Origin of the sequence: Streptomyces aurantiacus (assembly GCF_027107535.1) — a bacterium.
Classification (GTDB): domain Bacteria; phylum Actinomycetota; class Actinomycetes; order Streptomycetales; family Streptomycetaceae; genus Streptomyces.
Genome location: NZ_CP114283.1, coordinates 9,011,241 through 9,025,592, shown reverse-complemented (window position 1 = coordinate 9,025,592; position 14,352 = coordinate 9,011,241). Strand labels below are relative to the sequence as shown.

The 14,352-nt window shown below is 72.0% G+C and carries 13 protein-coding genes; 9 read left to right on the top strand and 4 right to left on the bottom strand.

Annotated elements, in window-relative coordinates; all coding sequences use genetic code 11:
- Window positions 1–266: 266 nt before the first annotated feature.
- Together O1Q96_RS41755 and O1Q96_RS41750 are read right to left on the bottom strand one after the other, a co-directional pair.
- A complete protein-coding gene (locus O1Q96_RS41755; protein ID WP_269253056.1) occupies window positions 267–1,667 on the bottom strand; it encodes a zf-HC2 domain-containing protein in 1,401 nt (466 codons plus the stop codon).
- On the bottom strand, window positions 1,664–2,281 hold the full coding sequence (locus tag O1Q96_RS41750; RefSeq protein WP_269253055.1) for a sigma-70 family RNA polymerase sigma factor: 618 nt from the start codon (window positions 2,279–2,281) through the stop codon (window positions 1,664–1,666). Before O1Q96_RS41750 ends, O1Q96_RS41755 begins: the two co-directional genes overlap by 4 nt.
- A 413-nt stretch (window positions 2,282–2,694) precedes the next feature.
- On the opposite strand from O1Q96_RS41750, the gene O1Q96_RS41745 reads away from it, so the two are divergent.
- Both O1Q96_RS41745 and O1Q96_RS41740 read left to right on the top strand, forming a co-directional pair.
- Entirely contained in the window at window positions 2,695–3,069 is a 375-nt protein-coding gene (locus O1Q96_RS41745) for an STAS domain-containing protein (protein ID WP_269253054.1), read from the top strand.
- 164 nt (window positions 3,070–3,233) lie between these two features.
- Window positions 3,234–3,746, top strand: a complete 513-nt coding sequence (locus O1Q96_RS41740) for an EF-hand domain-containing protein (protein WP_269253053.1) — start codon at window positions 3,234–3,236, stop codon at window positions 3,744–3,746.
- Here O1Q96_RS41740 and O1Q96_RS41735 read toward each other — a convergent pair.
- Window positions 3,725–5,236, bottom strand: coding sequence for a class I adenylate-forming enzyme family protein (locus tag O1Q96_RS41735; RefSeq protein ID WP_269253052.1), 1,512 nt, complete (start codon window positions 5,234–5,236; stop codon window positions 3,725–3,727). The two genes, O1Q96_RS41740 and O1Q96_RS41735, sit on opposite strands and share 22 nt — an antisense overlap.
- 135 nt (window positions 5,237–5,371) lie before the next feature.
- Between O1Q96_RS41735 and O1Q96_RS41730 the strand changes: the two genes are divergently transcribed.
- From O1Q96_RS41730 to O1Q96_RS41715, 4 genes are all read left to right on the top strand, one after another.
- Complete coding sequence (locus O1Q96_RS41730; RefSeq protein WP_269253051.1) at window positions 5,372–6,577, top strand: amidohydrolase family protein; 1,206 nt, start codon at window positions 5,372–5,374, stop codon at window positions 6,575–6,577.
- Window positions 6,577–7,731, top strand: a complete 1,155-nt coding sequence (locus O1Q96_RS41725) for an acyl-CoA dehydrogenase (protein ID WP_269253050.1) — start codon at window positions 6,577–6,579, stop codon at window positions 7,729–7,731. The genes O1Q96_RS41730 and O1Q96_RS41725 overlap by 1 nt, the downstream gene beginning before the upstream one ends.
- Before the next feature lie 4 nt (window positions 7,732–7,735).
- Window positions 7,736–8,656 (top strand): acyl-CoA dehydrogenase family protein, encoded by a 921-nt coding sequence (locus O1Q96_RS41720; RefSeq protein WP_269253049.1) that lies wholly within the window; start codon window positions 7,736–7,738, stop codon window positions 8,654–8,656.
- 495 nt (window positions 8,657–9,151) lie between these two features.
- Window positions 9,152–9,646 carry an ATP-binding protein gene (locus tag O1Q96_RS41715; protein ID WP_269253941.1) on the top strand — a complete coding sequence of 165 codons (495 nt, stop codon included), beginning with the start codon at window positions 9,152–9,154 and terminating at the stop codon, window positions 9,644–9,646.
- Window positions 9,647–10,060: 414 nt separating this feature from the next.
- Here the strand turns inward: O1Q96_RS41715 and O1Q96_RS41710 are convergent, their stop codons facing one another.
- Window positions 10,061–10,987, bottom strand: coding sequence for a cyclase family protein (locus tag O1Q96_RS41710; RefSeq protein WP_269253048.1), 927 nt, complete (start codon window positions 10,985–10,987; stop codon window positions 10,061–10,063).
- A 96-nt stretch (window positions 10,988–11,083) separates the two neighbouring features.
- On the opposite strand from O1Q96_RS41710, the gene O1Q96_RS41705 reads away from it, so the two are divergent.
- From O1Q96_RS41705 to O1Q96_RS41695, 3 genes are all read left to right on the top strand, one after another.
- Window positions 11,084–12,001 (top strand): SDR family NAD(P)-dependent oxidoreductase, encoded by a 918-nt coding sequence (locus O1Q96_RS41705; RefSeq protein WP_269253047.1) that lies wholly within the window; start codon window positions 11,084–11,086, stop codon window positions 11,999–12,001.
- A gap of 102 nt (window positions 12,002–12,103) precedes the next feature.
- Entirely contained in the window at window positions 12,104–13,252 is a 1,149-nt protein-coding gene (locus O1Q96_RS41700) for an acyl-CoA dehydrogenase family protein (RefSeq protein WP_269253046.1), read from the top strand.
- A gap of 24 nt (window positions 13,253–13,276) precedes the next feature.
- Window positions 13,277–14,326: a Zn-dependent alcohol dehydrogenase gene (locus O1Q96_RS41695; protein WP_269253045.1), complete on the top strand. Its 1,050-nt coding sequence runs from the start codon at window positions 13,277–13,279 to the stop codon at window positions 14,324–14,326.
- Window positions 14,327–14,352 lie beyond the last annotated feature (26 nt).

The following is a 14,352-nucleotide window of genomic DNA, read 5'->3' as shown; positions in this document are numbered from 1 at the left end:
CGGTACGCCGGGTCCGCCGCCGCCGGGTGTACGGCCGCAGACCTACACGGAACCGTTTCCTGGAGGAGCCCTACGCGGCGGACCTTCGGCGTACCGGCACGGCCCCTCCCGTTGTTTCGCGGGTGCGGGTCGTGTACCGGCTCGGGTGCTCCCGCCGTTTCGCGGGTGCGGGTCGTGTGGGGGCTCGGGTGCTCCCGTTGTTCGGTGGCCGGTGGCCGGTGGCCGGTGGCCGGTGGCTGCGGGGCTGGGGTGGGTTTCGGTCGTGGCTACATGCGGCTCAGTGACGCCGCGGCGAAGAGGACGTCGCTGATCGCGTCCCGGTCCCCCACCTGGCCCGCCGCCGCCTCCCGAGGAGATACGTGGCCCGCTGCCAGCTGGCAGAACTCGACGCCGTCCAGGGCCACGTGGGCCACCTCGTGGTCGGGGGAGGCCGACGCGCCGGGCGAGTCGAGGGGGATGAACCACTCGCCGCCGCCCAGTCCCTCGATCTCCAGGCGCAGACAGCGGCCGGGGGTGCCGGCCGGGACGAGGTGACGGGCCGGGCCGGGGGCCGCGAGACCTGCCTGGCGGCGGGCGGCCAGGGTCATGGGGAGCATCCGGGCACCCAGGTCGATCATCGCGTGCAGATTGCGGGGCGAGGGCGGCTCGTAGGGGTAGTCGACCGCGTCCGCGATGTCTCCCGCGTGGACCCAGGTCTCGAAGGCGCGGTCCAGCATCGAGTCCCGCAGGGGGAGTTCGAAGTCGCCGTACGGGACGGGCAGCCCGCCGGAGCCGCCCCGCCCGTCCTCGCCCGGGCGGGAGGCACCCCCGGCCGTGAAGGCCACCGTACGGACGAGGTTGTGGGCCTGCTCGCGCCACGGGCCGCGTACGGAACGGGTGGGCGGGAAGTGGGCGGCACGCCAGAAGGCCTCGGTGCGGGCCGAGGGCGTGGGCGTGTCCGCGGTGGTTTCCAGGGGGTCGTCCAGGCCGAGGGCGAGGGCGACGAGGCCGTCCACGGTCAGCAGGTGGGCGATCACTCCGGCGACGGTGGTGCGCCGGCTCGTCGGTTCGTCGCCCTCGAACCAGCGCAGCCGCACCGGGGCGTGCCACTCCGCGTCGCCGATGTCCTGGAGCAGGGCGTCCAGCCGGGCCGTTTCCGCGTCGTACGGAGTCGCCCAGGAGGGGACCGGAATCCGGGGCGGGCGGCGGCCCAGGCAGCCCTCCAGCACCCGGGTGCGCAGGGTCGGGTCGAGGTCGAGGCTCTCCGGCGGGTGCAGGAGGCCCACCGCCTCGCGCAGGCGCAGGGCCTCGTCCGCGCAGGCACCGCAGTCGCCGAGGTGTTCCTCGACGGCGGCCGTCTCCTCCGGGGAGCAGGCCGCCAGTGCCCAGGCGCCGAGCAGGGCCTTCAGGACCCGGTGTTCGAGGACGAGGGGCGTGGGGGAGTGGGCCGGCAGGGGCAGGCCCGTGTCCTCGACGGAGGCGCGCGGCATGGGTATGCGCGGCGGTTCGTCGGGGTTGCCGTCGCTCCCGCCCCGCGGGTTCGCGGGGTCTCGCGGGCCGCCGGGGGTGCGGTCCGGCCCCGGCGGTGTGTCGTCGCGGGGGCCCGCCCGGCCGTCGTCCTCCCGCGGGTCCGGCCGGTCGCCGAAGCCGTCCCGGTCGTACGCCCCGAAGGGGTCGGCGCTGTTCACCGGGCACCCCCGTGACCGGCGGGTGTCCCCGGGGGACCGGTGTCGTGGGCCGTGGACAGCAGTTGGAGGCCCAGGCGCAGGCGGCGGCGGGCCTCGTCCTCGGTGACACCCAGGTCGGCGGCGGTCTGGCGGTAGTCGCGGCGCTGGAAGTAGGCGAGGTCCAGGGCGGCCCGCAGCGGCGTGGGCATGGACGTGACGATGTAGTCGGCGCGGGCGGCCACCGAGGCGCGGCGGACCTTGCGCTCCAGCTCCTCCGTGCCGTCCGTGCCGTCCGTGCCGTCCGTGCTGCCCGGGCCGTCCGTTCCGCCGCGGGCGAGTGCGGCCGTCTCGGTGGTGCGCAGGAGTTGCACGGCGAGGCGGTGGGTCAGCGTGGCGACCCAGGAACGCAGGGGGCCCTGCTTGGGGTCGTACGACTCGGGGTTCTCCCAGACGTGGGCGAAGACCTCGCGCGTGATGCCGTCGGCCGCGCGCTCGTCCCCGAGCACGCGATGGGCGAGACCGTGCACGAGCGAAGCGAAACGGTCGTAGAGCTCGCCGAGCGCGGCGGCCTCCCCACGTGCGAGCCGCTGCTGCATCTTGCGGTCCCAGCGGGGCGGCGCGTCCTTCCTGGCCATGCGGCCCCCTCACCCCTTGCTCGTCCCCTGCGCCTGTCCCTGTGCCCACCGGATTCTCCTCTCCGGCCTCCTCCCGAATGTAGTCGGCACCTCGGGCGACGCACGCCCCTTTGTGGCAATGCGCGCCCCTGGAGAGGGCATGGATGGTAGTGCCCTGATCACACTGTGCGCGCACGTCCTCACGCTGTGCGTACGTCTATCCGGACTTGTCCTGATCAGGCCCGATCGGGCGGGAGCGGTCCCGACCGAAACTGGCCTTCCGGAGGACGCTTCGGTTCGGCATTCCGTGTTTCATGGAGTGAGGGTGGGGCAGCCACGCTCCAGGGAAGCGAAGGAAGGCCCTCCGCTTCCGTCTCCGGGTCCGGCCGTGTCGGGCCGTCCGGGTCCGACATCGTCGAGCGAGGGACAGACGCGTGACGCTCAGGGTGACCGAAGGCGACGAGCGCGGCTGGGCCGTGGTGCGGGTCTCGGGCGAGATGGATCTCGTGACGTCGCCGGTGCTGCGGCAACGGATGCACGAGGCGGTGGCCGACGGACGGCGGGACGTCGTCCTCGATCTGTCCGAGGTCCTGTTCTGCGACTCCAGCGGCGTCGGGGTTTTGATCGCCACCCGCCGCCTGATCCGCTCCTGTCAGGGACGCCTGCGTCTGATCCTGCCCGCGCAGGGCGCGGTGGACGGCTCCCACGTCAACCGGGTTCTCGGCGCCCTCGGTGTGCGCCGCCTCTTCGACGTGTACCCCGACGTCGATGCCGCCGTCGGGGACGAGTCGAGCTCGCTGTCCGCGTGATTCCCGCCGCACAGGGGGAAGATCATCCTGTGACGCCGCGACGCCGTTGTCGCGGATTTCCCCCGGTCTTGGCACAAGCGTCGTTTTCCCGCTCCCCGAGGGGGCCGGGCGTCGTACGCTCCCTGCCAGACGTACCCACGTGATGTAAGGCGGCCCGAAAAGACATGGTCAGCACCGAGTACGAGCGAAAGATCGCCGCCCGGTTCGCCACCTTCGACCAGGACGGCAACGGCTATATCGACCGTGAGGACTTCAACGCGGCGACGAAGGCGCTGCTCGCCGAGTTCGGCACGACGGCCCGGTCCGACAAGGGCCAGGCCCTCTACATCGGCGCGGAGGCCTTCTGGCAGGGCATGGCGGGCATAGCGGACCGTGACGGCGACCAGCGGATCACCCGCGAGGAGTTCGTGGGCGGCGCGGTGAAGCGGCTGCGGGACAACCCCGACCGGTTCGCCGAGATCGCCCGCCCCTTCCTGGACGCGACGCTCGCCGTGGCGGACGGCGACGGGGACGGTGCCGTGACGGTCGACGAGACCGCGCGGATCCTCAAGGCGCTGGGTGTGCCCGGGGAGACGGCCGCCGACGCGGCCGGCGCGCTCGACGCCGACACTGACGGCCTCGTCACGGAGCCGGAGATCGTGAGCGCCTTCGCCCGCTACTTCACGGTGCCCGAGTAGCGCTCCCTGAGCCGGTACTTGAGCACTTTGCGCAGGGTCTCGTTGCGCGGAAGGGCTTCCACCACCTCCAGTTGCTCCGGCAGCTTGTGCACGGACAGCCCTTCCGCGCGCAGATAGGACGACAGGTCCTCCAGGGTCGGCGCCGGGACTCCGGCGGGCTGTTCGACCACCGCGCACACCCGCTCCCCGCGCTCGGGGTCCGGCAGGCCGATCACCGCGACGTCACCGACGGCGGGGTGACGGTGCAGCAGGTCCTCGATCTCCTTGGCGGAGATGTTCTCGCCCTTGCGGATGATGACGTCCTTCAGGCGGCCCGTCAGGACGAGATGCCCGCTCCCGGTGAGATGCCCGAGGTCTCCCGTGATCAGGAACCCGTCGTCGTCGAAGGCCTCCGCGGTCTGCGCCGGGTCCAGGTATCCCCGGCAGACGGCCTCCCCGCGCAGCCGGACCTCCCCCTCCACGATCCGGATCTCCATGCCCTCCGGGGGCTTCCCCTCGGTCGTCGCGAGGTTCTCCTCGGAGTCGTCCGGAGACCCCATGGTGATCATCGGCACCTCGGTCATGCCGTACCCGTGGGTCAGCCGCACCCCCATCTCGCGTACGACGGCGTGGTGGACCTCGGGAGGCTTGGGCGCCCCGCCGCCCGCCAGCAGCCGCAGTGTCGGTACGAGCCTGGTGCCCGGCTGCTTGCGCTGCTCGGCGAGGAACATCGAGTAGAACGCCGTGGAACCGCCCGCCACCGTCACCCCGTGCTTGCGGAAGCCCTCCAGGGACTCCGGCAGCGCGAACTTCTCGAAGAGGACGGCCGGGAACCCGTACAGCAGCAGCATCACCAGGTAGTCGGGCCCGCCGATGTGCGCGAAGGGGAACGCGATCGAGCCGACGTCGTCGGACCTCAGGTGCAGGGCGTGGGCGAGGCAGGAGCCCCCGGCGATCAGTGAGCGGTCCGTGTGCAGCACGCCCTTGGGGTCGGACGTCGTCCCGGAGGTCCAGTAGATCCAGCGCACGTCGGTGCCGCTCGCCGGGGGCGGCGGCAGCACGGACGGGTCCCCCTCGGGCAGGGAGTCGTACGCCTCGAAGACGCCCCGTGCGCCGACGCGTTCCGCCATCGCGATGTGGTCGAAGCCGCGCCACCGGCCCGGTACGGCGAAGTGGGCGGCCCCGGACTCCCGCACCGCGAAGGCGACCTCGCGGTCGCGGTAGAAGGGGATCACCGGTGACTGGACGGCTCCGAGCCGGGCCAGGGCCATCGCGAGCACGACCGTCTCGATGCGTGTGGGCAACTGCCAGGCGACCACGCTTTTGGGGCGCACGCCCCTGTCGTGGAGGCCCGCCGCGGTCCGCTCCGCGCCGGAGCGCAGCTCGCCGAAGGTGAGGGTGCGGTCGTCCTGGAGGAGGACGGGGCGGTCGGGGGTGAGCGCGGCGCGGCGCTCGACGAGTTCCCAGAACGTGCGGGAGGCGCCCAGCGTGTGTGCGGTGTCCGTAGGCATGCCCGTACTCCTCATGGCTGACGGGTAGTCAGATTGGCTGGAGAGCGTAGGCCTCGGCGCCTTGTCGGTCCAGGGGTGCGGAGCTAGCCTGCCTTCTGACGGGTCATCAGATTTGCCGCGGAGAGGGCTGGACTCATGACCGAACTGCCTCGGATCATCAGCGTCGACGACCACGTGATCGAGCCCGCGCACCTCTTCGAGACCTGGCTGCCGAAGAAGTACCGGGACCGTGGCCCCAAGCCGCTGACGGCCGGCATCGGCGAGCTGGCCTACGTGGCCGGCAAGTACCGGATCACGATGGACCCGGACGGCCCGCCGACCGACTGGTGGATCTACGAGGACCTGAAGTTCCCGTACAAGCGCAACATCGCCGCCGTCGGCTTCGACCGGGACGAGATGACCCTGGAGGGCATCACCCGCGAGGAGATGCGGCCAGGATGCTGGGACCCGGCCGAGCGGCTGAAGGACATGGACGCGAACCACGTCGAGGGCTCGCTCTGCTTCCCGACCTTCCCGCGGTTCTGCGGACAGACCTTCGCCGAGGCGCACGACAAAGAGGTCGCCCTCGCCTGCGTGCGCGCCTACAACGACTGGATGGTCGAGGAATGGTGCGGCGACAGCGGCGGCCGGCTCATCCCGCTGTGCATCATCCCGCTCTGGGACATCGACCTCGCGGTCGCCGAGATCAGGCACAACGCCGCCCGGGGCGTGCGGGCCGTCACCTTCTCGGAGATCCCCACCCACCTCGGGCTGCCGTCCATCCACTCCGGCTACTGGGATCCGTTCTTCGCCGTCTGCCAGGAGACCGGCACGGTCGTGAACATGCACATCGGGTCGTCCTCACAGATGCCCGCCGCGTCCCCCGACGCGCCGCCCGCCGTCCAGGCGTCCCTGAGCTTCAACAACGCCATGGCCTCGATGATGGACTTCCTCTTCTCCGGCGTCCTGGTCAAGTTCCCCCGGCTCAAACTGGCGTACTCCGAAGGGCAGATGGGCTGGATCCCGTACGCCCTGGAGCGAGCCGACGACGTGTGGGAGGAGCACCGGGCCTGGGGCGGCGTCAAGGACCTCGTCCCCGAGCCGCCGTCCACCTACTACTACCGGCAGATCTTCTGCTGCTTCTTCCGCGACAAGCACGGCATCGCCTCACTGGACGTCGTGGGCCGGGACAACGCCACCTTCGAGACCGACTACCCGCACGTCGACTCGACCTTCCCGCACACCAAGGAGGTCGCCCTCGACCACGTGAAGGGCCTCGACGACGAGACGGTCTACAAGCTGATGCGCGGCAACGCCATCCGCATGCTCGGCCTCGACCTCGACCTCGACCGCGCCCGGTAATGGACCTCTCGTACACGGCCGAGGAGGAGGAGTTCCGCGCACGGCTGCGGCAGTGGCTGGCGAAGACACTCCCCGGCCTGCCGCCGAAGCCCTCACCCGACGACTGGCCCGGCAGACGCGCCTACGACCTCGGATGGCAGCGGACGCTGTACGACGCCGGGTACGCGGGACTCCACTGGCCCGCCGACGCCGGGGGGCGGGGTGCCACGCCGACGCAGCACCTGATCTTCCTGGAGGAGACGGAGAAGGCGGGTGCGCCCTACGTCGGGGCCAACTTCGTCGGGCTGCTGCACGCCGGGCCCACCATCGCGGCCGAGGGAAGCGCCGAACAACGGGCGCGCTGGCTGCCGCCCGTGCTGCGCGGCCAGGAGGTGTGGTGCCAGGGGTTCAGCGAGCCGGACGCCGGCTCCGACCTCGCGGCGCTGCGCACGCGCGCCCGCCGGGACGGCGACGACTACGTGGTGAACGGCTCCAAGATCTGGACCTCGCACGCCGAAGTCGCCGACTGGTGCGAGCTGTTGGTGCGCACCGATCCCGAGGCGCCCAAGCACCGTGGGATCTCGTGGCTCGCGATGCCGATGGACGCCCCGGGCATCACGGTCCGCCCGCTGCGGACCCTCGCGGGCTCCACCGAGTTCGCGGAGGTCTTCCTCGACGACGTGCGGGTGCCCGTCGCCAACCGGGTCGGCCAGGAGAACGACGGCTGGCGCGTGACCATGGTGACCCTGTCGTTCGAGCGCGGCACCGCCTTCGTCGGCGAGGTGGTGGCCTGCCGGCGCGTCCTGGACGAACTCGCCCGTGAGGCACGGAAGAACGGCCGCTGGGACGACACACCGCTGCGCCGCCGGCTCGGCAGGCTCAACGCCGAGTTCCGGGCGCTGTGGCGGCTCACCCAGTGGAACGTGAGCGAGTCGCAGCGGACCGGCGGCGTGCCGGGCGTCGGCGGCTCGGTCTTCAAGCTGCGGTACTCGCAGGCGCGTCAGGAGCTGTACGACGCGGCGGCGGAGGTGCTCGGACCCGAGGCGCTCGATCTCGGCAGGGAGTGGACGACGGACCGGCTGTCGTCGCTCTCGTACACCATCGCGGCCGGCACCTCGCAGATCCAGCGGAACATCGTGGCCGAACGGATTCTGGGCCTCCCGAAGGGACGGTGACCGGGTGGACTTCCAACTCACGGACGACCAGCGGGCCTTGCGGGCGGGCGTGCGCGAGCTGCTGGAGCGGCGGTTCGGACGGGAGCGGCTCCGGGCCGCCGTGGACCCTCCCCGGGACGCGGGTGCCGAGAGCGGGGAGGGCTCCTGCGTCCTCGACCGCGCGCTGTGGCGCGAGTTGGGCGAGGCGGGCTTCTTCGCGCTGCGGCTGCCCGAGGCGCGGGGAGGGGTCGGGCTGGGACTCCCCGAGGCGGTGCTGGCCTTCGAGGAGGCGGGCCGGGTGCTGCTGCCCGGACCGCTGGTGGCCACCCACCTCGCGGCCGGCGAAGTACCGGGAGCGGCCACCGGGGAATGCGTCGTCGCGGCCGTCGACGGCGCACTCGTCGAATGGCTGGACACGGCGGACGTCGTACGCGGAGACGTGACGGGCGCGGTCGCCCTGCGCTCGGCCGACCCGCTGACGCCACTGCACCGGGTGCCCCGGGCCGCGCCCCCCGATCCGGTGGCCGCACTGCTGACCGCCGCCGAGCAACTCGGCTCGGCCGCGCGCACCTGCGAGCTGGCCGTGCAACACGCCCGGACCCGTGAGCAGTTCGGGCAGCCGATCGGGGCCTTCCAGGCGGTGAAGCACCTGTGCTCGGAGATGCTGGTGCGCGTGGAGTTGACGCGCGCGGCGGTCTACGGGGCGTCCGTGACGGGCGATCCGCTCGACATCGCGGCGGCCGGGCTGCTGGCGGACGAGGCCGCCGAGCGCGGCGCCCGCGACTGCCTCCAGGTGCACGGCGGCATGGGATTCACCTGGGAGTCCGACGTGCACCTTCACCTCAAACGGGCCTGGTCGCGGGCCCGTCGGGGGCAGGGGGCCGCAGCGGCCGAGGAAGCGCTCGCGGAGGAGCTGGCGGCTGCCGCGGCGGAGCCCGGTAGATGAACTCCCGGAGGTGATTGCCGCCGATCGTGGCACACCGGAACGGGGCCGAAGGGGCGGATGGCGCGGAACGTGGCATACCGGAATTACCGAGCGTTGATATCGGGTTGTGTCCTATGCGTGACTCGTCACGGCCTGGAGTCGGCGCCCTGCTCCGGTACCTTGTGTGGGATGCGAGTGGTTCTGAGGCCGGGCCATCACGGTGTTGCCCCTGAGGCAGCCCCGGATCCGGCGATGCGCGCCACTCGCGAGGCAGGGAGCAGGACCGTTCCTGCCTGTTCGACTCCCCGTGGCGAGCGTCGCACAGTATGCCGCACGCGTACTCCTTCGCGCTGGAATATGCCCGAAGCGCTTGTTGGGGTGACTGTACGTCAACCATGCTGTCTCCTGAGGGAATCACGTTCCGTGAACCCTTTTCTGACCACGATCGTGGCCCTTGCGAGGCGCGAGGCGATGTGTCCGCCGGTTCGGATGGTGTGAGCGGTGCAGGTGCTTCAAGTGCAGCTGGAGATCCGGCCCGACCCCGCGGAGGTGGGGCGAGCCCGGAGGTGGGCCCGTTCGCGGCTCACGAGGTCCGGGATAGAGGTCGATGAGCCGCTGGCCGAGACGTTGATCCTGCTCGTCTCGGAACTCGTCACCAACGCCGTGGTGCACACCGGCCGTCCCGCGGTCCTGCGGCTGTCGCTGCAGGGTGCGGCGACGGTGCCGGCGGTCGGCGAGCGGGTGGTGGGCGAGGCGGTCGCGACCGTGCGGCTGGAAGTGGTCGACGGCAGTGCCCGGCCGCCGCGCCCGCGATGCGCGGACGGCGACGAGACCAACGGCCGCGGCCTCGCGCTGGTCGACGGCCTCGCCGACCGCTGGGGCTGGACCACCGAGGGCGCGGGCAAGCGCATCTGGTGCGAGGTGGACCGCTGTTCGTCGGTGGCAGCGGTCGCCACGACCTGTGACGCGGCTCCGGCGGCGTACGGCGATCTGGCCTTCGAGGCCGTGTAGCGCGCGGGAGCGGGCGCTCGGGCACGGGTGCGCCCGCTGGCGCAGGGGTCGCACGGACCCCGGGCCGGACGTCCGGGGCTGTCGAGTGCGCCGGGCCGTGCTTCCTCCCGTGGCGGCACAAAGGGTGCGTAAGGCGTGAATCCCCGAGCAGGTGTTGACGAGGCGTGTCCGTTTGATCACGCTTGTGTTCAGCGATTCGCCGCGAGGGGACGCCGAGGACTTCGGTGACGGGAGCCCTCGGCGAGTGCGGGTCGCGATTCGGCGTCGGCTCCTGCGGGGCCAGGGGCAGGGCGGGCGCGCCGGAGAGTCGGATGGCGGCGCGCGGTGCCGCGCCCGGGGCGAGGTGGGGGGATCCTCCCGTCCGGGCGGGGCGGAACATGGGGGAGACGCGCCGCCAACCGGCCCCCGGACCTCTCAGAGGATCGCCACCGGTGCCACGGGGGTTCCCGTGCCGCCGACGAACGGTTCGGGCATCGCCGACAGCAGGAACGCATGGCGTCCGACTTCTCCACAGGCTGTGGACAACTCTTCGAGATTCCAGTTCTGGCCCTGGAGCATGCCCATCTCGACCAGGTCGAGCGCGTGGACAGGCAGCCAAAGGTCCTCTATTTCGGGCGGAAATATCTCAAAGGTGAGGGTGTCGTTCGCGACCGCCGCGACATCGCGGGCGTGGAACCACTCCGGGGTGCGGACGGACAGGCCGGGGGAGGGGAAGGCGTACCCGTGGTTGTCCCCCGCGAGACAGAGCTGCATCTGGCCGGTGCGCACGAGGACGATGTCGCCCGGGCGGACCTTCGTCCCGCTCAGCTCCTCGGCCGCCTCCAGGTCCTCCGGGGTCACCGCGTGCCCGCCGTCGAGGCGCTCCTTGCCGAGCGCGCGGGCCACGTCCAGCAGGACGCCGCGCGAGACGATGTGCCGGGGCTTGTCGATGCCGCTGAACCGGGCACCCTCGTGGGCCGTGATGGTGGCGGCCGGGCGGCCGTTGTAGATCTTCCCCGAGTGCGAGACGTGGGTGATCGCGTCCCAGTGGGTGGCCGCCTGAAGGCCCATCGTCACGGCGTCGTCGCTGCACGCGACCGTGCCGGGGCCGAACAGCTCCTGGTTGATCTGCACCATCGTGTGCAGCGGATTGACCCGGCCAGGGATCATCCCGGTCTGCACGCCGTCCTGCCGCAGCGGGAGCGCGAGCGGCACACGGCGGCCCGAGCGGACGGTCGCGGCGGCCTCGCGGACCACCTCGTCGGTGATCAGGTTCAGGGTGCCGATCTCGTCTTCGGCGCCCCAACGCCCCCAGTTGTTCACGCGCTTGGCGATCTCGTGGAACTCGTCCGGCAGTGACATGAGTCCTCCCCGGGGCTTGTCTCCAGGTATCTGACGGGTCGTAGAATCCAGGGAGAATCTAACGGACCGTCAGAAACTGCGGGAAGGGGCCGGGGCGTGGGGAACTTCTTGGCAGGCAAGGTCGTCGCCGTGACCGGGGCGGGCCGGGGCATCGGACGCGCGGTGGCGCTGATGGCCGCGGCCGAGGGCGCGAAGGTCGTCGTCAACGACTACGGGGTGTCGATCGAGGGTGCGGAGCCGACGAGTTCGGTCGCCGACGCCGTGGTCAAGGAGATCGAGGCGGCCGGCGGCGACGCGATCGCGGTGGGCGACGACATCTCCACCATGGCGGGCGGACAGCGGATCGTCGACACGGCCGTGGAGGCGTACGGGCGGCTCGACGGAGTCGTCTGCGTCGCCGGGATCCTGCGCGAGCGGATGCTGTTCAACATGTCCGAGGAGGAGTGGGACCCCGTGGTCGCCACGCACCTGAAGGGCACGTTCACCGTGTTCCGCGCCGCCTCGGCGCTGATGCGCAGGCAGGGGTCGGGCACGCTGATCGGGTTCACCAGCGGCAACCACCAGGGGTCCGTCTCGCAGGCCAACTACAGCGCGGCGAAGGGCGGGATCATCTCACTCGTCCGCAGCGCCGCGCTCGGGCTCCACAAGTACGGGGTCACCGCGAACGCGGTCGCGCCGGTCGCCCGTACGCGCATGTCGGCGAACGTGCCCATGGAGCTGAAGGAGATCGGCGAGCCCGAGGACGTGGCCGCGCTCGTCGTCTACCTGCTGTCCGAACGGGCCCGCGAGGAGGGGATCACCGGGCAGGTCTACACGATCGCCGGACCGAAGATCGCGGTGTGGGCACAGCCGAGGGAACTCCGTGCCGGATACGCCGAGGGCGGCTGGACGCCGGAGCGGATCGCGGACTTCCTGCCGGGGACGGTCGGGGTGGATCCCATGCCGCTGCTCGCGCAGGTGGAGGAGATGGCGCGGGCCGCCAAGCGAGCGGCGCGCGCAGCGGAGGGCGGGTGAGGACGCGGCAGGGGCTGGGCCGGTCGGTGGGCGCGTACCGGCTGAAGCCGGTCGCGCAGTTCCCCGCGCCCCTGTGGGGGCGCTGTTGTGGGCGGAGGGGACATGGAGTTCGGGGTCACCGCGGAGGACGTGGCGTTTCGGGGCGAGGTGCGGTCGTGGCTCGCGGAGAACGTCTCGGACGGCCTGGACCGCCGGGCGTGGGAACGTACGCTCGGTGCGGCCGGGTGGATCGGGATCGGCTGGTCCGAGGAGGGGTACGGGAACCGGCGGGCCGGCCTCGGACAACAGGTCGCCTGGGCCGAGGAGTACGCCCGCTCCCGGGCCCCCGCCCGGACCGGGCACATCGGTGAGAACCTCCTCGCGCCCACCCTCCTGGCGCACGGCAGCGAGGAGCAGAAGTCCCGCTTCCTGCCGCCGATCGCCGCAGGTGACGAACTCTGGTGCCAGGGCTACAGCGAACCCGGCGCCGGCTCGGACCTCGCGGGGATCCGTACGGCGGCCGTGCGGGACGACGAGGCGGGCATGTACCGCATCACCGGGCAGAAGATCTGGACCTCCCTCGCCCACGAGGCCGACTGGTGCTTCGTGCTGGCGCGGACGGAGGCCGGCTCCCGACGGCATCACGGGCTGAGCTTCCTGCTCGTGCCGATGGACCAGCCGGGACGGATCGACGTCCGCCCGATCCGGCAGATGACCAGCACCAGCGAGTTCAACGAGGTCTTCTTCGACGGGGCCCACGCACGCGTGGAACACGTCGTCGGCGGAGAGGGGAACGGCTGGCAGGTCGCCATGAGCCTGCTCGGCTTCGAGCGGGGCGTCTCCACGCTCGCCCAGCAGATCGGCTTCGCCCAGGAGTTGGGTCAGGTGCTGGAAGCGGCCGTCGCCACCGGCGCGGCGGACGACCCGGTCGTCCGTGACCTGCTCGTGCGCCAGTGGGCCGAACTGCGCACCATGCGGTGGAACGCCCTGCGGACACTGGGGAGTTCGGCGGACCGGGGCGCCCCCAGTGTGGCCAAGCTGCTGTGGGGCCGGTGGCACCAGCGGCTCGGCGAACTGGCCGTGCGGGTGCGGGGCGCGGGGGCGGCGGTGGGACCGGCGGACTGGACGGCCGCGGCGCCGTACGAACTGGACCCGCTCCAGCACCTGTTCCTCTTCAGCCGTGCCGACACCGTCTACGGCGGCTCGGACGAGATCCAGCGCACGATCATCGCCGAGCGCGTGCTCGGCCTTCCCAGGGAACCGAAAGGCTGAGGTGGGCGCGATGCGGGGTGTGACATGCGGGGCGTGATCTTCGACGGCAGGCAGACCCAGGTGGTGGACGACCTGGAGGTACGGGACCCGGGGCCGGGGGAGGTGCTGGTCGCGGTCTCGGCGGCGGGGCTGTGCCACAGCGACCTCTCCGTGGTGGACGGGACCATCCCCTTCCCCGTACCCGTGGTGCTCGGCCACGAGGGCGCGGGAGTCGTGGAGGCGGTCGGCGCGGGCGTCACCCACGTCCGGCCCGGCGACCACGTCTCCCTGTCCACGCTCGCCAACTGCGGTACGTGCGCGGAGTGCGACCGGGGGCGGCCCACCATGTGCCGCAAGGCGATCGGGATGCCGCAGCGGCCGTTCGTACGGGCCGGGCAGCCGCTGTACCAGTTCGCGTCCAACTCCGCCTTCGCGGAACGGACGTTGGTGAAGGCCGTGCAGGCGGTGCGGATCCCGCAGGACATCCCGATGGCGTCGGCGGCCCTGATCGGGTGCGGGGTGCTGACGGGGGTCGGGGCCGTGCTGAACCGGGCGCGGGTGGACCGCGGGGACAGCGTGGTCGTCATCGGCACGGGCGGCATCGGGCTCAACGTCATCCAGGGCGCGCGGATCGCCGGGGCCCTCACCGTCGTGGCGGTGGACTCGAACCCGGCGAAGGAGGAGGTGGCCCGGCGGTTCGGCGCGACGCACTTCCTGACCTCGACGGAAGGAGTGAGGGACGTCCTTCCCACCGGCGCGGACCACGCCTTCGAATGCGTCGGCCGGGTCGAACTCGTCCGCCAGGCCGTCGACCTGCTGGACCGCCACGGACAGGCGGTCCTCCTCGGCGTGCCGCCCGCCACGGCCGAGGCGTCCTTCCTCGTCTCGTCGATGTACCTGGACAAGTCGATCCTCGGCTGCCGGTACGGGTCCTCGCGGCCGCAGCGGGACATCGCGCTGTACGCGGAGATGTACCGGGAAGGCCGGTTGCTGCTGGACGAGTTGGTGACCGGCACGTATCCCGTGGAGGACTTCGAGAAGGCGGCCGCCGACGCGCGGGCCGGACGGGTCGCCAGGGCCGTTCTCACCTTCTGAGCAGCGCCGCGCAGGGGCCCGTCCTC

Coding starts and splice junctions, on each gene's coding strand:
- O1Q96_RS41700 (WP_269253046.1), top strand. CDS start 12,104: ATGGAGTTCGGGGTCACCGCGGAGGACGTGGCGTTTCGGGGCGAGGTG.
- O1Q96_RS41695 (WP_269253045.1), top strand. CDS start 13,277: ATGCGGGGCGTGATCTTCGACGGCAGGCAGACCCAGGTGGTGGACGAC.
- O1Q96_RS41725 (WP_269253050.1), top strand. CDS start 6,577: ATGGACCTCTCGTACACGGCCGAGGAGGAGGAGTTCCGCGCACGGCTG.
- O1Q96_RS41710 (WP_269253048.1), bottom strand. CDS start 10,987: ATGTCACTGCCGGACGAGTTCCACGAGATCGCCAAGCGCGTGAACAAC.
- O1Q96_RS41730 (WP_269253051.1), top strand. CDS start 5,372: ATGACCGAACTGCCTCGGATCATCAGCGTCGACGACCACGTGATCGAG.
- O1Q96_RS41740 (WP_269253053.1), top strand. CDS start 3,234: ATGGTCAGCACCGAGTACGAGCGAAAGATCGCCGCCCGGTTCGCCACC.
- O1Q96_RS41750 (WP_269253055.1), bottom strand. CDS start 2,281: ATGGCCAGGAAGGACGCGCCGCCCCGCTGGGACCGCAAGATGCAGCAG.
- O1Q96_RS41735 (WP_269253052.1), bottom strand. CDS start 5,236: ATGCCTACGGACACCGCACACACGCTGGGCGCCTCCCGCACGTTCTGG.